A 23501-nucleotide genomic window follows, 5' to 3' on the forward strand; every position below is an offset into this window, starting at 1 on the left:
CGAACTCGTCCCAACCGCTCAAACATGCAATACCTCTTGCTTCAGCGGTGACAGCGCATGCGACACGTCTATATAAATAAATGCGTCGTATCGCTGCGCGATAACGGAAGGTACGTAGTTGCCGCGTTCATGCCGTGGATTGTACACCACTCCAATCGCCCGATGTCCAACCGGTTCAACAAATAGGGACTCCTTCCGGTCGAAAAGCATGATTTTATCGAAGGCACCGGCCCGGTGCATAAGATCCTCCCAACTGTCCGGCTGGGCTTCCGGCACCTGCATTGTCTTGGCTTCCCCGCCCCATCGATCGGACGCGGTTACGGTTCCCCGATGCGTACCGAAACCGACCGCATATACCCGATCTTCACCGTACTTCTCCCGGACTAACTGACCAACATTTATCATTCCATCCGCTTTCATATCCGTAGCCCGCGCATCGCCGATATGCGTATTATGTTCCCACACGATGGCCTTCGCAGCCTGCCCGTGTGAGGCTTTGATCCTTTCCAACGCTTCGACCATATGGCGGTCCCGTACGTTCCAGGAATCCGGTCCACCTCGCACCATCGATCGATAGTAACGTTCGGCATTCACCGCTACCAGCGCATTAAGCTCCTCGCTGAGCGACGCTTCATCGTCGCTACCGCTTCGCTTTCTTGCGGCTTGAAGATCAGCCAGCAGCTTCACAACCTCTTCTTCGCAGCTCTCGGATAAAAATGCAGCTGAAACCCCATAATTTTGCGGATCGCGGTCGTACGGATCGAAGCAGGCAAAAGCTTTATGCGCCGTATCGAGCTCCGGTGAGCCCGTTTTTTCCAAATGCCTTAAAATTTCATCCATGGATTCCCACAAGCTATACACGTCGATGCCGTAGAAACCTACCTTACTCTTTACCGATTGAGGTTTATTATAATCATAAAGCCATTGCGAAAACTGCAAAATTTCTTCGTTTGCCCACATCCAGGTCGGCCAGCGGTTAAAATCGCGCAGCGCTTCCCGGGCGTTCGGCGCAGTGCCGGCATATTGTTTCAGGTAACGATTCAAGGTATAACAGGATGGCCAGTCTCCCTCCACTGCGATGAAGGAGAATCCTTTCTCCGTAATTAACTTCTTAGACAGCTCGGCTCTCCACGTATAAAACTCAGACGTGCCGTGCGATGCTTCTCCCAGCAAAACAAAATCCGCATCGCCGATCGCTTGGACTACTGCGTCAAGATCGTCCGCACCGTCCAACCGGATCATCGATTCTCTGATTTTCCCTACTGCCTTCTCGCTATTCACTCTTACTCATACCCCTCACTGTTAATGTCGCAATACGATTTGCCTATCGGTATATCGTTTCCTGAAAGAGCGTCATTATGTAGGCAAAATAGCATCAACCATCAATCGAATTAGGTGTTTCCCGAGAGTCGTAAAACGAAAACCCCGCGTAAGTTAGCGGGGTCTTATTTAAACATATTGCTACCTTATATCGTTCACTATCACTAACGCTTTGCGTAAATTTTCCACGCTACCACCGTCATTATATTTCTCCCAAGCTACTACCCTTGTTTCACCAGGTTTTCTGCCGTGCGGAAAGCCAAGGCAAGAATCGTCAGTACCGGATTGACGCCTCCATTGGTCACATGCACAGAGCCGTCGCTCACCCAGAGGTTGTCGTATCCATGTACGCGACCTAAAGGATCAGTGACCGATGTCGCTGGATCATTTCCCATACGCAGTGTGCCCGCCTGATGCTGCCCGGCACTAAGCCCGCCACCTGGACGAGTTCGCCATACCTCGCGTGCGCCGGCAGCCCAGAGCCACTTCTCCGCTTGCTCTGCCAGCATGGCTGAAGCTCGAAGAGATTCGGGATGGATACTTCCGGAGAGGCTGGCTACGGGTATGCCAAAGCGATCTTTGACCGACTTCGATAGCCGCACTCTGGACTCTGCGGTCGGGATCTCTTGAATCGGTCCCTGAATTTGGCTGGTGCGCAAGTAGCTGTCGCGCATCGTTTCTTTCCCTGCGCTCCCCCATCGCGACGCATCCGGGGCAAGCGCTCGATGCCAGTGAATGAGCGGCAACCGAGTAAACTCGTTGGCAAGCAATCCTCCCCCGATAATTCCGCCTTCGTTACTATGGTCGAAGCGGAAGGTGGCAATACTCACTCCCGGACCAAGACCATCTTGAACCGGTTCATCAAAAAGGCCGTATGCGCCAGAATAAACATGGCCTTGAAGGTTTCTTCCTGCTTGTCCATTCCGATTGCCGACTCCATGCGGCTCCGAATCACTTGCCGAATTAAGAAGAAGGCGTGCGCTTTCGATGGCTCCGGCGGCTACGACTACGTGCCCGGCCCGCACTTGCCGTCGCTGGATGGAACCCTCCATTTGCCGTACTAGACGAACCCCGGCGGCATGTCTTCCTCCCTCGGTATCGATGCGCTCCACCGTAGTATCGCAGATTAGATCGCAGTTACCGGTAGCAATAGCCCTCACTAACATTGTATTGTGTCCGCCATTCTTACTGTTGGTCGGACAGGCAAATCCGACACATTGGCCGCACCGTCCGCAAGCAGGCCGACCGTCCCGATCGACGGAGTTGATAAGGAGAGGCACCGGACCCGCTTCCCATCCTAATTTCTCAGCCGCCCGCGCCAGGCGTTCTGCTTCCAGCGTCGGCGGCAGCGCTGGCATTGGGTAAGAACGATGCCGATTCCCGCGTCCTGGATGGGCATTCCCGTCACCGGAGACGCCGACTTCCCACTCGGCCCGCATATAATAAGGCTCAAGATCCTCATAGCGAATCGGCCAATCGCTTAATGAACTCCCGTCTGGTATCCCGTAGCGACTCGCCATACGGAAGTCTTCCGGATGAAATCGCCAAGCTTGCGCCCCGTAGATCCGCGTCCCTCCGCCCAGCGTCATTGCGTTATTGTGATAGTCGCCTTCAAAAGGCGCGGTGATCCGCTCGCCTCCGCCCGCCAATAGAATCGTACGAGGGTTCCCTTGAAGTTCTGGTCCCGTGTTGTGGCCATACTTGCTAAAACGATGGTTACGCAAATGGTCGTTGCCTACCTGACCGTATCGAAGCCAGCTTCCGCGCTCCACGACGAGAACGTGTAGTCCGGATTCAGCCAATACAGCCGCGGCTACCGAGCCGCCAGCCCCAGCTCCTACGATGATAACATCATACTGGTCTTGAAGTTGATCGAAGGTTTTTTGCGGTAAATCGATTTCCGGGACCTGCGCATGTCCTTCGGAAACGGGGCCTGGACTAAATCCGATCATGTCCCATGATCGGCCTTCACGATTCCCGCCTGCCTCAGGACTTCCATAGTAACCTTCGATGACCATACACAATAAAGTTTCAAAGAAGCGTTTAGACGAAACAGGCCAGTCCCGAAAGGATTCATGCTCGGCTTCGTGCAGCAGTCTGTCTTTCTCATGAGCGGACAATTCCGCAAATGGTTGGCCATGTAGAGCAAATGCTTCTGCATCCAAGGCAAGAAGCCCAGGTTCTATCACATCCGTCCAAGTAACGACATCCTGGGCGGCACAACGTTTCAGGTATATCAGGGCTCCTCCTTCGGACGCCGACGGCCATTCATCTTCCGGAATCAACCGGTCGGAAACCGCTTCCAAAATCAAAGAGACCTCGATCGGAAAATGGTTCTGATCGTCAAGATTCATTTCACTTCCTCCATCCTAAGACACTCAGCAACAATATATGGACTCATCCTTATAAACGCCTCCTCTTATAATGTCCAAGCGGTAGCATACCAGCATATTTTCGTGAGTACCCTGCAACTCATCGGCTTTAATTGCTTAAGTCCTGTTGTGGGTTTATGTGTAGTGTTATTTTAACATATCAATAACCCGGTGATCATCATTCATTATTTGTTCAGCGTGGGGCTGCTTCCATCGTTCTTGGATTCCGGCTCCGTCTGCGATTTGTCCTACTGATGCTAGTTGATTCATAAAAGAAATATAGTATTGGTCGACTTAATTGATTTAATCGTCAGAAAAGAGGCAGTGGTTAGCTGTGTACGAACTAAGGGGCCGTCCCTAAGCTATTGGCTTTGGGACAGCCCCTTTTTATATTTGAATATATTCTTCCATTTTTGAAATTGCGATTTAGGTTAACGGTACCTGAAACCATTTCATCAATGTAACTATGATGACGATCGAAACCAAATAAGCCTTGCCTGGACTTACATGATGAAATCGCATCATCGTAAACATCATTAGATTAAACAGTATCGAGTGATACAATTGCCATCCATGATCGTATGTGATCCTTCCGAAGAAGGCTAAGACGGCCTCAACCCCTACATATATGCAGACCCACATTATTATATACCGGAACGGTTTCCTCGGCTTTGCCGGATAGCGCGATAAAAAGATGAAAATACTCAAAGGCATACTAATAAACGCATGGATAAGCACGACTAACTTTACGTCAGGGAGTACATCCGGGTGAAAGATCCATAGGGGATGGGATCTTGTTAAATATTCGTACAGCAACCCCCCTGTAACGATGTACAGCATCGTGGAGTGATATTGTTTCCACTTGCTCCAATCTCCCCATCGCCAAGCAGCGAAGATCGTGAACAATGCAATGGCGATATGCATGGTAAAGCAACCTTTCTGTATCTGATTCCTACGCGGTCATTATTAAGTTTTTCTAATCTCGACATAATTATTCACGGATTACATTGCTTTACAAGGGACTATGCATAAAAAAGACTGGAGTTTATTTTGCTTCTTCACCATGATTGGGCTTGGTTATAGGATTGTATCAACAAGCGGCATTCCGTATACAACGGAAACGACAAGGAAATAATGGATGTTATTATGAAGATGAACAACGGTGTTACAAATCGTGGGCAAAATGAAAATGCAATGCCCAAAGTCACGCTTCTTCACAGAAGCCTCAAACAAAATTTGGAGCAACTCAAAAGAGAGCTTGGCGAGAGCTCCGATATTATGATGCAGGAAATCGAGCTCGGCAAGAACGGGCAGCTTCTGTCCGTCATTTTATATACAGACGGATTGGCGGACAAAAACGTGATTAACGGCTCGATTATGGGAACGCTGTTGTCGGATAGGTTCAATGAATCGATCGAAGCGGTTACGGGACGGACGGAGCCGCTCCCCCTGCCCAAGCCGTTTTTTCAGTCGATGGGCGATAACATGGTGATCGAGGATTTCGAAACGCTTTACAACTCGTTATTAACGGGTGAAACGATCCTATTGTTTAATGGATACGTGAACGGACTATCGATAAGCACGCAAAGCTGGAAGGAACGCAGCATTACTCTGCCTACTTCGCAAAGCGCGGTAAGAGGTCCTCAGGAAGGGTTCACCGAAACGCTCCGGACGAATACGGCGATGATTCGGAGGAAAATCAACGATCCGAACCTCTGGCTCGAAACGATGCAGATTGGAAGAGTTACCAAAACGGAAGTAGCCTTCATGTATATGAAGGGAATCGTGAAAGACGAAATTGTCGAGGAGGTACGGGCACGTCTTGAACGAATAGACATCGACGGCATTCTGGAGAGCGGTTATATCGAGGAGCTTATACAGGATGAAGCTTATTCCCCCTTTCCCACCATCAATAATACAGAGCGCCCCGACACGGCAGCTGCCCAGCTGCTCGAAGGACGCGTCGTTATTCTGGTGGACGGAACTCCTTTTGTGCTTGTCGTCCCCATGCTGTTTATTTCTTTTTTTCAGACGGCGGAAGACTATTATCATCGTGCGGATATTAGCACGCTTCTTCGGATTATACGTTTCGTCAGTTTTTTTATCGCGATGATAGGTCCGGCCGTTTATATAGCCGTCACCACCTTCCATCAGGAATTGATTCCGACTCAATTGCTGATCAGCTTGGCTGCGCAGCGCGAAGGCGTACCTTTCCCGGCTTTCATCGAAGGCTTGATGATGGAAGTAACCTTTGAAATTTTGCGCGAAGCGGGAATCCGCATGCCGAAAACGGTTGGACAAGCTTTATCGATTGTAGGTACGCTTGTTATTGGACAAGCCGCCGTGGAAGCGGGCATTGTATCGGCTTCCATGGTTATTGTTGTCTCCATTACCGCTATTGCAAGCTTTGTGATTCCTGCCTACGGAATGTCAATCTCCATTAGAATGATAAGGTTCGTCTTTATGGGGCTTGCGGCATCATTTGGTATCTACGGCATTGTCGTCGCTCTGATTGCGCTTGTCATCCATCTTTGCACGATCCGATCTTTCGGTATTCCTTATTTGAGCCCGTTTGCTCCTTTCGTGACGGGTGATCATAAAGACACGATTTTTCGGCTGCCCCACTGGGCAATGAGTACCCGCCCGAAGTTTATCAGCCAAAATCATGTTCGCAAACATGGCTCCAAACCGTCTAAACCGAAGTCTTAGGTTTGGACCAGAAAGGAATTTCGCCCCATGATCAACAAACTTTGTTTGATAATCTGTTGTCTTCTGCTGCTGCTCCTATTGCCTGGTTGCTGGAACCGAAGAGAGCTCAATGAGCTCGGAATCGCGGTAGGAATCGGGATCGACAAGGTGGGCAACAATTACCGCGTTACCGCCCAAGTCGTTAATCCTGGTGAGGTTGCGATGAAGATGGGCAGCAACCGATCTCCCGTAATCATCTATGAGGCAACGGGCCGAACGGTGTTTGAAGCGTTGAAGAAAATGACCACGAACAGCCCTAGAGCGATCTATTTATCGCATCTTCGAATTCTTGTTTTCGGTGAAGCTATGGCCAAAGAAGGCATTCAGAATCCGTTGGATCATTTCTCCAGGGACCACGAAGTCAGAACGGATTTCTTCATTGTCGTTGCCAAAGGCAACACTGCTAAAAACGTGCTCCGGGTGTTGACGCCGCTCGAGAAAATTCCAGCCAATAGTTTGTTTCTTTCACTCGACAGATCGCAGAAGCTGTGGGCGCCAACGGCTACGGTAACGTTAGATCAGCTCATTTCCGATTTAATCAGCGAAGGCAGCAATCCCGTCCTTACCGCAATTAAAATATTCGGCGATGGTCAATCCCACGATCCGGAAAATGCAAACGACATCGATCCACGCGCCCGTCTTTACTATTCCGGACTCGCCGTGTTCAAAGCGGATAAATTAATAGGCTGGCTAAACGAGAAAGAAAGCAAAGGCTACAATTACTTGAAGGATAACGTTAAAAATACGGTCGGCGTTCAATCGTGCCCGGGAGGCGGCAACCTATCGGTCGAAGTCTTCAATACGAAAACGTCGACGAAAGGATCGGTCGTTAACGGCAAGCCTTCAATTGATATACGGATTGAAGCGGAAGAAACAATCGGAGAGGTTATGTGCCAAATCGACCTGTCCAAGACGTCGACGATAACGATGTTGGAGGATCAATTGGAGCAGAACTTAAAAGGAATTTTGCGGCAAGTGATCGATAAAGCCCAACAAGAATGGAAAGTGGATATATTCGGGTTGGGTGAGGTTATTCATAGGTCTAATCCGCAAGCATGGAAATCTTTGAAACAAAATTGGAATGAGCAATTCACCGGTATGAACATAACCGTAAATGCTGAAGTGAAAATAAGGCGCGTAGGAACGGTCATTAACTCTTTTCAGAAAAAACCCGAAGAGTAGGCGAGAACGTATGTGGTTAATAGTCGGAGTTGTTCTTTTAAGCATTCTATTGATTCGGCTTGAAGTGCCTGCCCTGCTCAAAAAAAAGAAAATCAAAGAGCTGTGGTTATTTTCCTTGATGCTGCTGGGAGGAATAATGCTCACCATTGCCAAAGTCGCCCATTTGCCCATTCCCAATCCGCTTGATTTTATTACATGGGTCTATCGGCCGGCGAGCGATATGATCAATTATTTTCTAAAATGACATGGGGGGTGAATTGCGATGAATAAAAACATTCGAATATCGGTGCGCCAATTCACGGTGCTTATCCTGTTATATACAATCGGAACTACGATATTGGTGATCCCATCCAGTCTTGCCGTCGATGCAAAGCAAAATGCTTGGATTGCCGCTGCTGCCGGATGTTTGATTAGTACGGCCATTGTCGGATTGTATATTTGGCTCGGAGGTAAGCTCGGAGATCGAACGTTGATCGAATACGTCGAATACGTATTCGGGAAATGGATGAGTGTTCCGCTCACCCTTCTCTTTCTCTTTTTTTCGTTTATTGGCTCGGCAACCGTTCTGTTTTATATTGGTAATTTTATGACGACGCAGGTGATGCCCGAAACGCCCATCGAGTCTATCGTTATTCTATTTACCTGCATTATCGTCATGGGATTGCTAGCCGGTCTTGAGGTGCTCGCCCGCGCTGCCGAAATATTAATGCCTTGGTTTCTCCTGTTATTTATCGTTTCGACCTTTTTCCTTATTCCAGAAATTGAAATCGAAAAAATTCAACCTGTTACGGAAATCGGTTTGAAACCGATCTTTAAGGCTTCGTTATCCTATCTCGGCACTGCCTCGCTTCCGCTCTTTGTATTTTTGATGGTATTTCCTGCTTTCATTCATGACCGAGCGAAAGCCAAAAAAGGCTTCCTAATTGGCAATCTGCTCGGAGGTTTGTTTATTATTGTCATCACTTTCCTAAGCATCTCCATACTGGGTGCGGATTTTACGGAAAGAAACCTATATCCAAGCTATGCGTTGGCCAAAAAAATAAATGTCGGCGATTTCATACAACGAGTGGAAATACTTATGGCAGGCATGTGGTTTATTACGATATTTTTTAAAATTTCGTTTTATTCCTACAGCTTCGTTACCGGGCTTGCCCAGCTTTGCGGCATTAAAGAGTACCGCCCGCTCGTCGTCCCCTATGGAATCCTATTGATCGTTTATTCGCTCACCGTCTATCCAGACGTCGTTTATATGATGGATTTTGACTCAACGGTTTATATACCTTACATTTTATCGATCGCCCTTCTATTGCCGGCATTCATTCTAGCGGCAGGAGCCATAAAGGAGAATATGAGCAAGTAACCGTATTGATTTATGGTCGGATTCGTTTAAATTCCATAACGTCATTTACGATTTGTTCAATCTGAATCCTCGCATCATCCGTATTGGCCGCTTTCACGACAAAAGAGATTTGTTCATCATGTTCGTTGGAGGAAAACGAATATTTGGGATCATAATAATAGGTAAGAAGCAATTCCACGGCTGAATGATACTTTTCACTCATCAGACTTGATTGGATTTCTGCCGCAACGGGCGTATGGATTCTGGATTTTATAATTTGGAACGATCTTATGCACTCGTCTATATTTTCCCAGGGCTTATAATCGTCAATGATTTGTTTTACGCGAGCCTCGAGGGGGAGCTCCAATCGAATATGTTGCCCTCTTGCTCTCAAATCCGTCATAAGATCCGGGACTGTTATATTGCCAATTCGACGGCTCTCCGCTTCAAACAATACATGAGAAGATTGTGCATTCGCTTGTAATTCGTCAAGAAGCAACGAATCGAACATTTTTTGGTTATGTGACTTCAAACCGATCGAACCAAAGATAGATCCTCGATGGCCGGCTAGAGCTTCAAGATCCAAGACGGGATGTCCATTTTGCTTCATGTCGCGCAAGATGATCGTTTTACCGCTGCCCGTGTTTCCATGTAAAACGAACGACTGCGGTTCAAATTGGATTTCCCTCAATTGATCCACTACATATTGGCGATAAGCGCGGTACCCTCCCGAAATCCGATAAACCCGGATTCCCATAAGAGACAAAACTGTCGCAGTCGTTTTACTCCTCATGCCTCCACGCCAACAGAAGACAGTCTTATTCTCTGCTATATTGGCAAAGGTTTTGATGAAAGACGGCAATTTGGCCGAAAATATTTCCAAGCCTCTCTCTTTTGCCGCTTGTACGTTGACTTGCTTGTAAATGGTTCCAACTTCCGCTCGTTCCTGGTCGTCGAATAGCGGAATGTTTAGACTGCCGGGTATAGTGGCTTCATTATATTCGGATGGAGATCTTACATCGATCAGTACGAGTTCTCTCCGATTTCGAAGTTCATAACATTCCTCGATCGTGATGTCTTGAAACATAGTTTAATGACTCCTTATTGGTTTATCTTAACGTACCGCGATTCGACCGGCATGTTCGGTTGTTGCTTCACCGATTATCCGCGCTTCAACGCCGGCTTGCTTGAGCTCATCCAACATCCGTTCTGCCTGCTCTGCCGCAACGGCAATTAATAAACCGCCCGAGGTCACTGCATCGCAAAGAATCCAACGGTCGATTTGATTCATCGTTTCGGGGAACACAACGTCATTTTCAATATGCATAAAGTTATTTTTCGTACCGCCTGGAACAAAACCTTTTTCGGCAAGTTCTCTCACCCGAGGGAGCTTTGGAACATCTTCGTTAACGATTGTTATTCCAACCTCGCTTCCTTTAGCCATTTCCAACGCATGTCCGATTAAACCGAAGCCCGTTACGTCTGTACATGCATGTGTATCATATTTATTCATGATTTCGGCTGATGTCTTATTTAAAGTAGCCATTACGCGAGTAACTCGTTCTATTTCTTCCATGCTTAATTGTTCCTTCTTGATAGAGGTTGTCATGATGCCAACGCCAATCGGTTTTGTAAGGATAAGCTTGTCTCCAGGTTTGGCGCCCGCATTGGTTTTAATATGATCCGGATGAATCAATCCGGTGACGGCCAGACCGAATTTAGGCTCCTTATCGTCAATGGAATGCCCGCCAACGAGCGTAGCCCCGGCTTCCATCACTTTATCCGCAGCACCCCGCAGGATGTCCGTTAATATGCTTTTATCCAAGGTCGATATCGGAAAGGCAACAATGTTTAACACCGTTAACGGCTTTCCTCCCATTGCGTATATATCGCTAATCGCGTTAGCTGCGGCAATTTGTCCGAATGAATACGGATCATCCACGATTGGCGTGAAGAAATCCACGGTTTGAACTAATGCCAGATCGTCGCTTATTCGAAATACGCCGGCATCGTCGCTTGTTTCGATGCCCACAAGCAAATCCGGATTGTGCTGGGCGGCCGGAAGACCGGCTATAACCTGTTTTAAATCCGCTGGACCTATTTTGCAGCCGCATCCTCCCTTGCTGGATAGGGATGTTAGCTTTATTGTATCATTTGGATTCATCGTTTTCCTTCCTCTCATGCTTACCGTTGTAATCGTTATTAAAATCGTACATGAAGTTTCAAGCGAACGCAAATTCATTATTGCCTGATTCGTCCTTATAATGTGGTATAATCCACTTTAGACTCAGTTCATAAATCATAGTTGCTGGAGGATATAATGACACCCTATCAAAGTTCGAAATACTTACCACAAGAGAATACACGCAAAGCGTGGTTGCTAATCGGTATCTTCATTGTCATTACGGCACTTGGATTGGCTTATGTAAAGTGGTGGCCCTATTACGGCAAAGCTTTATTAGCAGCGGATCAGCACTCGATAGGAACGTCTATTCTGACGGGAATAGGTGCCGATCAAGCGATATCCATATGGCAATCCGCTTCTCAGTATACCATTACTTATTTCAAAGCGGTTTGGAAAGCGGCATTACTCGGCATGATCGTCGCTACATTGATTCAAGCCTTGCTGCCTGCCAACTGGCTCCAAAAGCTGCTTGGACGCTCTTCGATGAAGAGCACTTTAATTGGCGGAGTTTCTTCGCTGCCTACCATGATGTGCTCATGCTGTGCCGCACCAATTGCCGCGGGCATGCATAAACAACAGGTATCCATCGGGGCAAGTCTTGCTTTCTGGCTAGGAAATCCCCTATTAAACCCGGCAACGCTTGTGTTTATGTCGTTTGTGCTTTCTTGGAAGTTTACCGTTTTACGCGTCGTTTTTGGACTCCTGGTTACTTTTGGCATCAGCTATGTTGCAAATCGATTTGCAAACCCGAACAAAGTAAACGAATTGGTTGCATCTCAATTGTCGACAACTTCAAACGAACAGCATGCTTTATGGACGCGATGGATAAGCAGTTTTGGAAAGATGTTCCTTCAAGTCGTTCCGGCTTACGTTATCTCCGTATTCATATTAGGAGCCTTACAAAACGTTATGTTTCCTGTATGGGCGAATGAAGGCTTCCTTGTCATTGTTCTTTTTGCAATCGTTGGGACGCTATTCGTTATTCCGACAGCTGCCGAAATACCGATCATTCAATCTTTTCTTTCCCTTGGAGTTCATGCAGGTCCTGCAGCCGCTTTGCTCATCACGCTGCCGGCAGTTAGCCTGCCCTCTCTCCTTCTTGTTTCTAGAGCCTTTCCGCCGAAAGTACTGACATTTGTTACTCTCTCCGTATTAACGCTTGGTATAGTTTGCGGCGTGATTGGTCAATTGTGGTTATGAATCCGAGGCAGCTTCACGACCTTAAACCTTTATATTATTTGGTTTCCGATAAACCAGCATGATTAGAAAGAGAAAAAGCGGTATCGCGATCTGAAAGATTAGAAACAAGGGAGGCATCTTCTCTAAACCTACCCACATATGATGGGTGTAATTGGGTGATATAAGGGATGCTGCGTATATAGCAATCCCCAACGGTATCACCCACTTTTTCAAACCAATACCTGTTATTTTCTGCAAGCCAGTCACTGCGCCGACAAAAAAAGCTGCCATTTTAATTCCTAAACCCATAAATAGGATTAAAACGAAAAGCACGTCCATTCGTTCAAAAACGTCGATGATTTCAATCAACTGAATAACTTGCAAGAGCGGAACCGTGCTTTTTTCCACAAGATGAGGTCCGAGGACAAGAAAGTTCATTTGATTGATTATAGTTAGAAAAATCGCAACGAATAAGTAAGAAGTAAGTACGGGTCGGCGCAGCCTTCTTCTTACCTTGACAAGGGGGAAAAACACGAGAAAAAGGACAAGCTGCCCGAACGGAAAGGCTACAATTTCCGGGAATGCCGCGTTCCATATCGGTTTCCAACCCTGTTCAAGTAATGGTCGCATTTGTTCATATTCAATCAAACCCGTCCCCACTGTCATCGTGCCTAAAAAAAGATAGCTGAGGATCATGATTGGAAACAGAGCAAGACTAGTCAAAAACAGCACACGGGCGCCATATCGTACCGTATTGCCGACGACGAGTACGGATAACAACAAGATGATAAGCAGCGGTGTCCTATTTAACAAAACCAACACAGTCAATTCTCCCAAATCCCGCAACACGCGAGATGCCTCATAAGCAAAATAAACGATAAAGGATAAGCCGATAATCGTACCTGCCCATTTCCCGAAATAATAGCGGCATAGTTCGAAGAGATCCCGCTCAGGGTCCCTATAATAGATCGCCAGATACAGCAGCGTAAGCGCCAATCCGATAGATGCAGCTATAATCATAGCCAGCCAAGCATCCTGTTTAGCCTCCGACCCGAGCATGAATAAGGTTGTGCTTCCGATCTCGAATAGGATTAAGGTGCTGACCAGTTCCGGCAACTCGATTGTCGGCTTACTCATTTTTTTCCCCCGCTCTTCCCTTCCGATTCGACGAAAGCCTTACTGAAAAAACCCGGATGTTGGATTGTTGCTTTCACGTGAACGTCGAGCTTTATCTCGCCTAGCTCTTTTTCTGCCCAAGTTTCTTTTATTTCATTCCAATCCCGGGGGTATTTCCGATGGACATGCCCGGCAAACCCGGGCAGATCTACTTGCATCCGCTGTACCGCCTTCCACCCTAGATGGATGTAATTCTGAATTTGTTTCTCTATTTCTTTTTCCATTTCCCCACTAGCCTTTAGGTCGGCAGGATCAGCCGGGCAGGTCGATTCTGTCAGAACCCCGCCTACCTTTACCTTCAGCTGCATCTTATAGTCGTTCCCTTCCTTTATCGGTGTTACTCGCGTTTTCGCTGTTCTAATTTTGAAGGAGGCAAAATTTCGGGTAGATTCGGACCCTGGGCAACTGAAGGAAATGCTGCTCATTTTAATCTTGTCAGACATCCACGAAACACCAAAGCTCTCCTGCCAGGTCATCCATCCAATTAAGCGATCTTCTTTGAACACCCCCAGTCGGGAAAGCTTAAGTTTTTCCTTGGAAGAGGTTTTCTTGAAAACATCAAGCGATTCCAGGGCCTTCCCCCCATCTCCGGCTACACTGATTTCAGGTACGCCGGCTGATTTTGAATCCGAACTTATTTGTTTAGCCAGCTCGTACATTTTGATAGGCGGAATAAAACCGGACATGCTTCCTTCCTTATTCAGAATCTGGGCAAGAGCGACGCCCGGAAGTTTTTCCGGAGGGATAAGATCCTTCAGCACGTCGCTAGCCTTTCCCGAGGCAAGAAGCACGTATACCGATTCCCGGGCTTCAGCCGTCCGTAGATAGAGGTCGATAATTTGACTAATTCCTTCCTCTGCCGCTTCTCTTCCGATGATAAGCACGTTATTATGCGCAAAATATAAAAAACGGGAATTTTCTAGATTACTCTTATTGAGCGCTTGCTGGATCGTTTTTTCTTTCGTCGAGAACACATGTATCGCTGACCCCGAACCACCCGAACCTCCGGTCCCTCCGACTGTCATCGCTGAAGGAACGATAACTTGCAAGGTCATTAACCAATTTCCGTCCACACGGTCGTATCCCGTAGCGCTAGTAATGCTTATTTCATTTAATTCCGTTCGATTCCAGCATCCGGACAAGAGCATGCACAATATAACCATAATGAAGAATCGGTACCGGCCCATGGTCATTCTCCTCTATTGCTTTTTATATGCTGCTGTCCCCCTCTTCCGGCCCCTTGTTTGCCGCATGCTGCTGTTTGAACGAAGACTGCCTAACCTTATTCTGAACGCTAATGACGGCGGGGCGTGTCTTCATTGACCGCCATGGCACCCTAATCAGCGTGTCCTTAAGGTTCGACCATCTTAGAGGCGCGAGCGGTGTGAAATAGGGAACGCCAAAAGAGCTCAACGAGACGATATGAACAAGGATCGGAACCGCCCCGGCCAAAATTCCGAATAAACCAAACATGCCTGCAAGCAGCATTAACGCGAAACGGACAAGCCGTACTGCCGAAGCCATATTGAAATTAGGCATTACGAAGCTCGCGATAGCCGTAAAGGATACAACGATGACCATGGCCCCCGAGACGAGTCCTGCTTGAACGGCCGCTTGACCCAATACGAGAGCTCCAACGATAGAAATCGCCGGACCGATTACCCTCGGCATCCGAACGCCCGCTTCGCGTATAACCTCGAACGTTATTTCCATTAGCAAAGCCTCGAGCAAGGCAGGAAGCGGGGTACCTTCCCGTTGGGCAGCGAGGCTGATCAATAAGGTTGTTGGCAGCATTTCCTGCTGGAAGGTCGTTACGGCGATATAGATCGAAGGAAGAAACAGAGCAATGAAAAATGAAAATAAACGGATAATCCGGAGAAAAGAAGAAATGTCGTAGCGCTGGTAATAGTCTTCGCTAGATTGAAAAAACTTAAAAAAAGTAACCGGCAAAAGTAACACGAAAGGCGTCCCGTCAACGATGACAGCCACGTTGCCCTCCAATAAGTTGCCCGCTACAGCGTCAGGACGTTCCGTATTGATCATGGTTGGAAACGGAGTAAATGTTTTATCTTGAATGAACTCCTCGATATAGCCGCTTTCCAGCACGCTATCGGTATCAATCGCATCGAGACGGCTTAGTAACTCTTCAATCACTTCGGGGTTTGCTAGTCCTTGAATATAGATGACTGCTATTCTTGTTTGCGTGTAACGGCCGATCGTACGACTCTCGATTCGCAGCTCCGGCGTTCTCAGCTTTTGTCTCAACAAAGCGATATTAACCGAAAGTTCTTCCGTGAACCCCTCTTTCGGCCCGCGTACGACGGTCTGCGAGGAAGGCTCTTCGACGGACCGTCTTATCCCGCCCGATATCGAGACCGTTACAGCCCCGGGTAAGCCTTCAACGGCAACAACGGCTTCTCCATTCAAAATAGCGGTCAAGAGCGAACCTAACGTGTTCACTGCCTTTATACCGCCTATTGGAATAATGCCTTTTAAATGATTAACTGGATTATTTGAAAATGAGGAAAAACGGGTATTTCCGGCAATGAGCGCTTCCATCAATTCACTGAGCTGCTTCTGGTCAATCAACCCTTCGATATAACTTATCGCTATCTGGCTATTGCCGGATTCAGCATTTGCCAACTCCCGAATGATGAAATCGGAGCTGGTGCCTATTCTTGTACGAAGAATGGAAAGCGTTTCGGAGAGTGAGGCGTCCAGAACTGCCTCGTCGTTATTAACGGATTCTTGTTCCTTTTCATTTCGCTTTGTTTTTATGTTCTTAACGTTTTTTCTGAATCGGCGAAAGACGTTCACGCCGTACCCTCCTGACCTTTCCCTCCTTTTGCTTCATGAGGTTTTAGGTTATTTTCTCCACCACTTGAAATTTTATGCTTTAAGAGCCCTGATTCCAGCTGTAAAGGATGACATTTTCCCAAAATCAGTCGCAAAAAATGATGTTTTGCGTTTCCTATTGCTTTGTATGAAGTTAATAGTGTATTATTTGACCTTAGCGTAGGAAAACAAATAGAACTGTGGAGGGTATGTTTAAATGCAACAGAAAATTAAACTTCAAGAAGGTCAAAGACTAATTACGAACAAGGATTTTGAAGTAGCGATTGCTGCAAAAGCGATAATCAAACCCATGCAAAACGGTATGCAGATTAGACCCGCCTCTACAATAATCGGATATAACGAGGATTCGATTCGGATGTCCGACGGAAGCATTATCCATAGAGCAGCAAATTCGTTTTTCGTATAAAAAGTTTACCCATGCACACATAAAAAGCCCACCTGAATCTGAATAGGTGAGCTTTTTTTTATATGGGCTTACTAAATTTCAATCTCCTTTTGTCATATTAGTTAGGTATTGGATTACCTTTTCCCGCAATTCGCTGTCCAAATCCCCCACCCCAAGTATTTCGGAAAACCATAATCCATCGACTGCTAATCGAACGATAGTCCCGAGTACCGGATCAAGCCCATCATTTTCAATTTTCTTTTGCAAGTTGGAATACTCCGTTTGGGCTGTTCGTTGATGCTTCTACCATCGCGTTTATCAAAGCTTGCTTATTGGGAAAGTGATGGAGTAACCCTCCTTTGCTGATTCCCGCTTCTTTCGCGACGGCCTCTAGCGTAAGTTTCTCGGCTCCAAGAGTTTTCACGATCGTTGAAGCGGCAAATAAAATAAGATGACGCTTGGAATTGCTATTCATACGATTTTCACCTCAAATTAAGCATACCGTCCGGACAGTTTAAACGTCAAATATCATAAAGTCGTTTAGGTATTTAGGAATAAGATTGACTGGAATCGGCAAACTAAATATGGATACCGCCTCCAACTAATTCGCTAACGGGAGTTGATCTTATCCCAAACTTTGTTCCGTATCTTCTCCTCATTGTAATCAGTTTGCTATTACTCGCCTTCTCATGGCGCAAAACGAAAAGCGTTAAAATCATACCGTTCTATCTTTGCATTTCCGGGATCATCTATATTTTTGAATTAGTCGTCTTCATTATTTTAAAAAGTTACGACTATATGCCCGGCATTTTCAAGGACCGTTTTTATGACAGCGCCCTTGGAGCCGTCGTATCCAATGGATTTATAGCGCCGGCTGCATGCGTTTTTATCGCTGCGTTTGGCGTAGGCCTTTGGTGGATTCTACTTATCGTCGCCGGATTTATGGGGATTGAAGAAACATTTATTCTTTTGGGGATTTACGAGCATCATTGGTGGAAATCCATATATTCGGCCATAGGCTTTACCGTTCTTTTTTTAACGGGGAAGTGGTTATGGCACAAAATACACGGATTAAACCATCCTTATTTTTTTCGTTTGATCGTAATCTACCTTATCAATGTCTCTTTGCAGGGGTCCGTCTTCTTTTTTTATATCGTGTTATTTCATCAAATTGAGTTTCATTCCGGTTGGTTTGAAGATCCTTCCAGGGACACCATTGCCTTTGCTACATTAATCGTACACATCGACTCCATTTTGTATGCTTTAGTCGTTTCATTGCGGGCGCACTGGTTCTGGAAAGCAAGCTTAATTGCCGTTTTGGGATGTTGTTTTCTTTGGCTTATGCGACTGGGCATTCTATTCACTTCGGGAATATGGCCGGTGATCGTATTGATTTTACTCCAAATTGGTGTTCTGCTGCTGTTGATCGGCATCCATCGTATTTTAACTGAAAAATCAACCGCAGATGGTTATCTTTAATCTTCGGAGCATCCAAAAGTTCATAATGAAAGGAGTCTTATCGGTGAATATGAATCCATCCCGTCGTCCATTGGCTAAGTTAAGCCAGTTCGGCATCACATCCATACATAGACGCCAACCTTTAATGGTGGCTTGGTGGTCGGCTGCTTTTCCCGGTTTCGGCCACTTTTTGCTGAATCATTATCTGAGAGCGACGTTTCTTACCTTATCGGAGGTTATCTTTAATACGCTTTCCCATATCAACGAGGCGATTGTTTTAAGTTTTTGCGGACGTTTCGCTCAGGCTAAGGCGATTTTAGAACCCCGATGGATTCTCGGATATATCATTATTTATCTTATAGCGATGTGGGACAGCTATCGTTTAGCCATATATCAGAATAAGCTTTGCTATTTGGCCGAATTTGAAAAAGAACCACTTCCTAACCTGCACTTTTATACTTCCGAAATTCAATACCTCCAGCCCAAAAACCCGCTGGTGGCCTCGATGTTTTCGCTGTTTTTTCCGGGTTTTGGGCAACTTTATAATCATCGGATCGGTCTTGCCTTTTATGCGATTTCTTGGTGGTGGCTTTATATATCGCTGTCGCATGTTCATGAGTCGCTTATTTATATTCTGACCGGGCGGATAATGGATTCCATCCCCGTTTTGCGGCCGCATTGGTTGATGTTTATGCCCTCCGTGATAGGCGGATCTATCTATCATGCTTACATCAATGCGAAAGAGCATAATCAACTTTACAGTCGGGAGCAGCGCCAATATTTGATTCAACGGTATAGCTCCTCGTCTGTTCGAATTTTCGGTAAATCGGGTGGAGACGCATGATTATAATCGGTACTTTCCGGCACTCGATCGAGCTCGAGCAAGCACTAGTCATGCTAGAAAAAATAGGAGTTTCTCCAAATCGCCTTCTCGTCGTCTGTATGGATAGTGATTCCAACGATTTTTCTTCAAATAAAAAAAATATAGACGAGGGCTCGTATTCCAAAAGTATAGAAGTCGGCATGGCATGCGCTACGGCATTGTCAGTCGTTGGAACAAGCGTTGGATTCATTTTAACTTGGGGACCGATTATATGGGGGTTGCTTGCTTCCATTATCGGTTTCTGCTTAGGATTCGGAATAACCGCTATTATTCAAAGGCCAATTACGCGGCGTTTAAAGAAAAAACCGGAAGTTACGGTCATTGTGCAATGTCATGCCGATCAATCCGATCAAATACGGGAAGCGATGCGGACGAATCATGCATTATCGATCGGCTTTGCCCATGCCTCGGCGGAATAGCGGAAATACAGCGAAAGCAAGACACAATTCGAGAGGTTGCTATGAATAAAATAACCGTCTATCAGTTATTCGCGATTACTTTCATTTTCCAATTAGGCACAACTATTATATTCGGTTTCGGAGGCTCGGCCGGCCGCGATGCGTGGATTGGCGAACTTATTTCCTGTTGTCTGGGTATACTCATTGTAATGATCTATATCGCTTTAATGCGGATGAATCCGGGACTAACCCTTGTCCAATGGTTTCCGTCACAATTCGGGCGTTGGATCGGGAAGCCTCTTGCGTTTCTCTACCCTCTTATGTTTTTATATTCTGTTGGTCGGATTATTGCGGATATTAGAGATATGGTTTCAACAACCGTATTGCCTAACACCCCGCTTCTCGTCATCTCAGGACTATTTGCCATCATCATTGCTTACTGTGTATATGGCGGGACTGTAATCGTTGCCCGACTGGGAGAAATGATCCTCCCCATCGTATTGCTCATGTTTTTTATCGAGATCATTCTTCTGGGCGGCTCCGGCGTCTTGCATATCAATAATTTACTGCCGGTTTTGGAAAAAGGGTGGGAGCCTGTCTGGAAGGTTGTATATCCATCAGGCATCACTCAATCGTTCGGGGAAACGCTCGTTCTTGCCATGTTCTGGCCGGAGACCAAACGCCCCGAGAAAGTGATGAAGGTTACACTTCTCGCCACTATTTTATCGGGAAGCATGGTAACCCTCTTTGATGTATTGGCAATTTTAGTATTTGGAGATATGTTTTCGAGTTTTCTGTATCCTCTTTACACCTTGCTGAGTTTGATCAGTATCGGACATTTCATTGAAAACCTGCAGATGTTCGGCGTACTCTATTTATTGATGACGGCACTTTTAAAAAGCGTCGTTTACATGCTCGCAGCCGTAAAAGGGATTCAGCAACTAACGAATATGAAGGGTTCCCGCGTTTTGGTCATCCCGGCATGCGCCATCTCGCTATTCCTTGGAATGACCATGTCCCAAAACATTGCCGAGCATATTTATCGTCACCACTTTGAATTGTTGGTGCCTTATGTGTGGGTACCCTTGCTCTTCGTCTTACCCGCGATCCTTCTCCTCGTGACTTGGTTGCGGCAGTTGAAGAAATAAATCTTCATTTCTCAATCTCGGTTGGGTTCAAATGCAAGGATGGACCCGTTACTCCCATTTGCCGAACCGTCAATTCCGCGTTCACGGAAATCTCGGCTTCCCGAAACTCCGTTACCCAGTTTTTCCTTATAGATTTCCAAAAGGGCAAATTTTTTCTTCGAAGGGCATCGCTAAATCCGAACACATCCGTTCCGTATTTTTTTTGCACTTTGGTAATCGTTCGAAGTGCGTTATCTTCAATCTGTTTTTTCAGTGCGTTTTGCAGAATAGTAATATTTTTCGTTTGCGTAAGATCCAGATTAGTGTTGTTTTCGCGAATCGCTCCTTGTCCCTTTAACGTAATAACGAATTTTAATTTGTCCCCTTGGATAACCGGTTGAATCTTATTGCCTAGCTTGTTGACATCTATACTGACGTTGCCATTCTCTTGCGGAATCGCTGCCGATATCGTCAGCTTATTTAAGTTCCCGGCAACCCATCGCATGGACCGACCTTCCTCTACATTCAAAAATCCAACCAATTTCAAATCTTTATTGAGAATTCCAGGTCCTGCGATTCGGAATCCTTCCGCATTGGATGGATCCTTCTGTTTTTCTTTATCTTGGGAGGAAGAGTTCATACCGATCGCAACCGAGGGTACGATCGGACATGCTCCTTCGCTGGTCGCGGCGAGCAAAAAATTTAAGAGCCCCATCTCCATGAGTGTTCCGACCTGGTTGAATTCCCCTAGAACCCCTAGGCCGGGAATCGTTTCTAATGGATACGGTATTTTTAAGAATTCCTTTGCGGTGCTCCCCCTGACGATAAATATATCGGTTCGCAGCTTGAGGTTCGGATCTCGGGTGTAGGTATCGAATACCTCCTTAATTCCTTGTCTTGCCATGGATTCCCCAATCACGATGACTCGCCGATGACCGCGAAACACTTTCCTGGAAAGCTTAGTCTGCATCCGCTGTACCGCATCGAGCGTATTCATCCCATCACTCGATACGACGAAATAAGGCTTCTCCTTGTTTGCTCCGCCTGCGCTACTGCCCTGACTGCCGCTTATATTCGACGGGATGATTGCCTGAGCGCTGATCATGACCTTCTTGTTCGGGGCTTTGTCGATTCCCCAAGCGAGTTCAATGGCAAGATTGTTGACTTCCGAACTGTCCCAACAGCCCGATATGAAAAATAAGGAAAAAATCAAACAGAAACTAACGCACCGTTTCCTAGTCATTCGGCTTCTCTCCTCGTTTAGGACTTGGTTGTTGGCCTTCCGGGATCCGCTTCTTATTTCTGCCGGAGAAGAAAGCAGGGCGGTTATTCATACTCCATCTGGGAGCGCGTATGAATACATCCTTCAGGTCTGGAGGGATTTGCGGAGCTACCGGACTCATATACGGAACTCCAAACGACTGTAAACCAAGAAGATGTATGATCATGATAAGCAATCCGCTCGCTATCCCGTATAATCCTAACATTCCGGCTAATACCAACATCGGAAAACGAAGCAGCCGGTATGCAGCCCCGAAATTATATCGCGGAATGGCAAACGATGCGATCCCGGTCGTCGCTACGACAATGACGACAGGGGCAGATACGATGCCCGCTTGCACGGCGGCTTGCCCAATGACCAACGCTCCCACGATGCTGACGGCCGAACCAACAGCTTTAGGCATACGAATTCCCGCCTCCCGGAGGCCCTCGAACATAAACTCCATCAACAATGTCTCGACAAACGTCGGAAACGGGACCCCTTCCCTGGAATTAGCGATACTGATGAGCAGGTTCGTGGGAATGAGCTGTTGATGATACGTTGAAAGCGCGACGTAAATGGACGGAAGCAACAGTGCGATATTTAATAAAGAGTAACGAACGAACCGAACAAAGGTCGTATAGATGGAGCGTTCGTAATAATCCTCTACCGCCTGCAAGCCCGTCCAAAATGTCATTGGAAGGATCAACGCGAATGGGGTGTTATCGACGATAATCGCGACTTTTCCTTCAAGCAGACTGGCGCATACGATATCGGGGCGTTCGGTATTTTGAATTTGGGGGAAAGGAGACCAAGGGGTATCTTCAATAAACTCTTCGATAAAACCCGATTCCAGCACCCCGTCAATTTGAATTTGTTCGATTCTTTTTCGGACTTCCGCCAAGATCGCATTCGATACAATCCCGTCAATGTATACGAGTCCGATATCGGTCTGAGAAACCCGGCCAACCGTAATCGATTCGATTTTTAGCTTTGGACTGTGGATTCTTCTGCGTATTAAGCTTGTATTGATTCGCAACGTTTCCGTAAATCCGTCCCTGGGCCCTCGGACGGAAACTTCGGCTTCCGGCTCTGCAACATTTCGTTTTTCGAATCCTTTGAGGTCTGCGATCAAAGCTTTGTTTTCTCCGTCGACCAATAGGACGACGTTCGCCTTCAGAATCCCATCGGATACATCGTCAAATGTAGAGACCGTTTGAACTTGCGAGATGGCAACCAGTTGCTCTTGGATGATCTGTCCTGAGACAGGATCACCATTAAATTCACGGGAAGTTCCATCAAATAGGAGCCGCGCTAACACAACTTTATCCAACGTTTTTGTATCGATTAAACCATCGGTGTAAACCAAGAGTACTTTGGGGTTGCTGCTGATTGGACGAAATACGATATCGGAGCAAGCTTGAAAAGTTTCTCTAAGCATCTTCTCGTTAACGGCGAGATCTGTGCTTAATTCAACATTTTGATCATCAGGTAGCGAGAGGTTTGGCGATTCCAGCTCGTTCGAGCTAGTGTTACGATTCGAAAGTTTACGACTCTTGATCCGCAGCAAACGTATCTCCCTCCTTCAATTAATTAAGCGATGCTTCCAGTTGAGTAGTATATCCAAAAGCT

The 23501-nt window shown here is 46.5% G+C and carries 20 protein-coding genes and 1 pseudogene; 10 read left to right on the plus strand and 11 right to left on the minus strand.

The annotated features are described in order from the left end of the window. Positions 1–18 precede the first annotated feature (18 nt). From J2T14_RS29225 to J2T14_RS29235, 3 genes are all read right to left on the minus strand, one after another. Positions 19–1242 carry an erythromycin esterase family protein gene (locus J2T14_RS29225; protein ID WP_373458233.1) on the minus strand — a complete coding sequence of 408 codons (1224 nt, stop codon included), beginning with the start codon at positions 1240–1242 and terminating at the stop codon, positions 19–21. A gap of 299 nt (positions 1243–1541) precedes the next feature. Next, the gene (locus tag J2T14_RS29230; protein WP_307476646.1) at positions 1542–3674 is read right to left on the minus strand and encodes a GMC family oxidoreductase; all 2133 of its coding nucleotides are present in this window, start codon (positions 3672–3674) and stop codon (positions 1542–1544) included. Positions 3675–4118: 444 nt separating this feature from the next. After that, positions 4119–4616, minus strand: coding sequence for a CBO0543 family protein (locus J2T14_RS29235; RefSeq protein ID WP_307476648.1), 498 nt, complete (start codon positions 4614–4616; stop codon positions 4119–4121). 210 nt (positions 4617–4826) lie between these two features. On the opposite strand from J2T14_RS29235, the gene J2T14_RS29240 reads away from it, so the two are divergent. The 4 genes from J2T14_RS29240 to J2T14_RS29255 are packed head-to-tail and all read left to right on the plus strand — an operon-like array spanning position 4827 to position 8982. Continuing rightward, entirely contained in the window at positions 4827–6401 is a 1575-nt protein-coding gene (locus J2T14_RS29240) for a spore germination protein (RefSeq protein WP_373458231.1), read from the plus strand. Positions 6402–6428: 27 nt separating this feature from the next. Beyond that, positions 6429–7622, plus strand: coding sequence for a Ger(x)C family spore germination protein (locus J2T14_RS29245; protein ID WP_307476653.1), 1194 nt, complete (start codon positions 6429–6431; stop codon positions 7620–7622). A gap of 10 nt (positions 7623–7632) precedes the next feature. Further along, a complete protein-coding gene (locus J2T14_RS29250) occupies positions 7633–7866 on the plus strand; it encodes a hypothetical protein (protein ID WP_307476655.1) in 234 nt (77 codons plus the stop codon). Between the two features lie 18 nt (positions 7867–7884). Then, positions 7885–8982 carry a GerAB/ArcD/ProY family transporter gene (locus tag J2T14_RS29255; protein WP_307476658.1) on the plus strand — a complete coding sequence of 366 codons (1098 nt, stop codon included), beginning with the start codon at positions 7885–7887 and terminating at the stop codon, positions 8980–8982. Positions 8983–8992: 10 nt separating this feature from the next. On the opposite strand, the gene mnmH is transcribed toward J2T14_RS29255, so the two are convergent. Next, positions 8993–10048, minus strand: a complete 1056-nt coding sequence (gene mnmH / locus J2T14_RS29260) for a tRNA 2-selenouridine(34) synthase MnmH (protein WP_307476660.1) — start codon at positions 10046–10048, stop codon at positions 8993–8995. A 27-nt stretch (positions 10049–10075) separates the two neighbouring features. Beyond that, positions 10076–11125, minus strand: coding sequence for a selenide, water dikinase SelD (gene selD / locus J2T14_RS29265; RefSeq protein WP_307476662.1), 1050 nt, complete (start codon positions 11123–11125; stop codon positions 10076–10078). A gap of 156 nt (positions 11126–11281) precedes the next feature. Between selD and J2T14_RS29270 the strand changes: the two genes are divergently transcribed. After that, positions 11282–12346 (plus strand): permease, encoded by a 1065-nt coding sequence (locus J2T14_RS29270; RefSeq protein ID WP_307476664.1) that lies wholly within the window; start codon positions 11282–11284, stop codon positions 12344–12346. A gap of 21 nt (positions 12347–12367) precedes the next feature. On the opposite strand, the gene J2T14_RS29275 is transcribed toward J2T14_RS29270, so the two are convergent. The 3 genes from J2T14_RS29275 to J2T14_RS29285 are packed head-to-tail and all read right to left on the minus strand — an operon-like array spanning position 12368 to position 16318. After that, complete coding sequence (locus J2T14_RS29275; protein WP_307476666.1) at positions 12368–13462, minus strand: GerAB/ArcD/ProY family transporter; 1095 nt, start codon at positions 13460–13462, stop codon at positions 12368–12370. Then, positions 13459–14694 carry a Ger(x)C family spore germination protein gene (locus tag J2T14_RS29280; RefSeq protein ID WP_307476668.1) on the minus strand — a complete coding sequence of 412 codons (1236 nt, stop codon included), beginning with the start codon at positions 14692–14694 and terminating at the stop codon, positions 13459–13461. The genes J2T14_RS29275 and J2T14_RS29280 overlap by 4 nt, the downstream gene beginning before the upstream one ends. A gap of 16 nt (positions 14695–14710) precedes the next feature. Beyond that, positions 14711–16318: a spore germination protein gene (locus J2T14_RS29285; RefSeq protein ID WP_373458232.1), complete on the minus strand. Its 1608-nt coding sequence runs from the start codon at positions 16316–16318 to the stop codon at positions 14711–14713. Between the two features lie 235 nt (positions 16319–16553). Between J2T14_RS29285 and J2T14_RS29290 the strand changes: the two genes are divergently transcribed. Continuing rightward, a complete protein-coding gene (locus J2T14_RS29290; RefSeq protein WP_307208165.1) occupies positions 16554–16763 on the plus strand; it encodes a hypothetical protein in 210 nt (69 codons plus the stop codon). A gap of 78 nt (positions 16764–16841) precedes the next feature. Here the strand turns inward: J2T14_RS29290 and J2T14_RS29295 are convergent. After that, positions 16842–17217: pseudogene (locus tag J2T14_RS29295) on the minus strand (TetR/AcrR family transcriptional regulator). Between the two features lie 323 nt (positions 17218–17540). Here J2T14_RS29295 and J2T14_RS29300 point away from each other — a divergent pair. Genes J2T14_RS29300 through J2T14_RS29315 form a run of 4 tightly spaced genes read left to right on the plus strand, consistent with a single transcriptional unit; the run spans position 17541 to position 20629 of the window. Next, on the plus strand, positions 17541–18221 hold the full coding sequence (locus tag J2T14_RS29300) for a hypothetical protein (protein WP_307476670.1): 681 nt from the start codon (positions 17541–17543) through the stop codon (positions 18219–18221). Positions 18222–18270: 49 nt separating this feature from the next. Further along, entirely contained in the window at positions 18271–19044 is a 774-nt protein-coding gene (locus J2T14_RS29305) for a hypothetical protein (protein ID WP_307476699.1), read from the plus strand. Next, on the plus strand, positions 19041–19502 hold the full coding sequence (locus J2T14_RS29310) for a hypothetical protein (protein ID WP_307476672.1): 462 nt from the start codon (positions 19041–19043) through the stop codon (positions 19500–19502). Before J2T14_RS29305 ends, J2T14_RS29310 begins: the two co-directional genes overlap by 4 nt. A 41-nt stretch (positions 19503–19543) precedes the next feature. Further along, entirely contained in the window at positions 19544–20629 is a 1086-nt protein-coding gene (locus J2T14_RS29315; protein ID WP_307476674.1) for a GerAB/ArcD/ProY family transporter, read from the plus strand. 4 nt (positions 20630–20633) lie between these two features. On the opposite strand, the gene J2T14_RS29320 is transcribed toward J2T14_RS29315, so the two are convergent. Both J2T14_RS29320 and J2T14_RS29325 read right to left on the minus strand, forming a co-directional pair. After that, positions 20634–21851 (minus strand): Ger(x)C family spore germination protein, encoded by a 1218-nt coding sequence (locus J2T14_RS29320; protein WP_307476676.1) that lies wholly within the window; start codon positions 21849–21851, stop codon positions 20634–20636. Next, on the minus strand, positions 21844–23436 hold the full coding sequence (locus J2T14_RS29325) for a spore germination protein (RefSeq protein WP_307476701.1): 1593 nt from the start codon (positions 23434–23436) through the stop codon (positions 21844–21846). The genes J2T14_RS29320 and J2T14_RS29325 overlap by 8 nt, the downstream gene beginning before the upstream one ends. Positions 23437–23501 lie beyond the last annotated feature (65 nt).

This window comes from Paenibacillus harenae, from assembly GCF_030812415.1.
Taxonomy (GTDB): domain Bacteria; phylum Bacillota; class Bacilli; order Paenibacillales; family Paenibacillaceae; genus Pristimantibacillus; species Pristimantibacillus harenae_A.

Bases quoted from the DNA above. Each gene is read 5' to 3' on its own strand.
- J2T14_RS29225 (WP_373458233.1), bottom strand. From the start codon at position 1,242: ATGATCCGGTTGGACGGTGCGGACGATCTTGACGCAGTAGTCCAAGCG.
- J2T14_RS29230 (WP_307476646.1), bottom strand. From the start codon at position 3,674: ATGAATCTTGACGATCAGAACCATTTTCCGATCGAGGTCTCTTTGATT.
- J2T14_RS29235 (WP_307476648.1), bottom strand. From the start codon at position 4,616: ATGCATATCGCCATTGCATTGTTCACGATCTTCGCTGCTTGGCGATGG.
- J2T14_RS29240 (WP_373458231.1), top strand. From the start codon at position 4,827: ATGGATGTTATTATGAAGATGAACAACGGTGTTACAAATCGTGGGCAA.
- J2T14_RS29245 (WP_307476653.1), top strand. From the start codon at position 6,429: ATGATCAACAAACTTTGTTTGATAATCTGTTGTCTTCTGCTGCTGCTC.
- J2T14_RS29250 (WP_307476655.1), top strand. From the start codon at position 7,633: ATGTGGTTAATAGTCGGAGTTGTTCTTTTAAGCATTCTATTGATTCGG.
- J2T14_RS29255 (WP_307476658.1), top strand. From the start codon at position 7,885: ATGAATAAAAACATTCGAATATCGGTGCGCCAATTCACGGTGCTTATC.
- mnmH (WP_307476660.1), bottom strand. From the start codon at position 10,048: ATGTTTCAAGACATCACGATCGAGGAATGTTATGAACTTCGAAATCGG.
- selD (WP_307476662.1), bottom strand. From the start codon at position 11,125: ATGAATCCAAATGATACAATAAAGCTAACATCCCTATCCAGCAAGGGA.
- J2T14_RS29270 (WP_307476664.1), top strand. From the start codon at position 11,282: ATGACACCCTATCAAAGTTCGAAATACTTACCACAAGAGAATACACGC.
- J2T14_RS29275 (WP_307476666.1), bottom strand. From the start codon at position 13,462: ATGAGTAAGCCGACAATCGAGTTGCCGGAACTGGTCAGCACCTTAATC.
- J2T14_RS29280 (WP_307476668.1), bottom strand. From the start codon at position 14,694: ATGACCATGGGCCGGTACCGATTCTTCATTATGGTTATATTGTGCATG.
- J2T14_RS29290 (WP_307208165.1), top strand. From the start codon at position 16,554: ATGCAACAGAAAATTAAACTTCAAGAAGGTCAAAGACTAATTACGAAC.
- J2T14_RS29300 (WP_307476670.1), top strand. From the start codon at position 17,541: ATGCCCGGCATTTTCAAGGACCGTTTTTATGACAGCGCCCTTGGAGCC.
- J2T14_RS29305 (WP_307476699.1), top strand. From the start codon at position 18,271: ATGAATCCATCCCGTCGTCCATTGGCTAAGTTAAGCCAGTTCGGCATC.
- J2T14_RS29310 (WP_307476672.1), top strand. From the start codon at position 19,041: ATGATTATAATCGGTACTTTCCGGCACTCGATCGAGCTCGAGCAAGCA.
- J2T14_RS29315 (WP_307476674.1), top strand. From the start codon at position 19,544: ATGAATAAAATAACCGTCTATCAGTTATTCGCGATTACTTTCATTTTC.
- J2T14_RS29320 (WP_307476676.1), bottom strand. From the start codon at position 21,851: ATGACTAGGAAACGGTGCGTTAGTTTCTGTTTGATTTTTTCCTTATTT.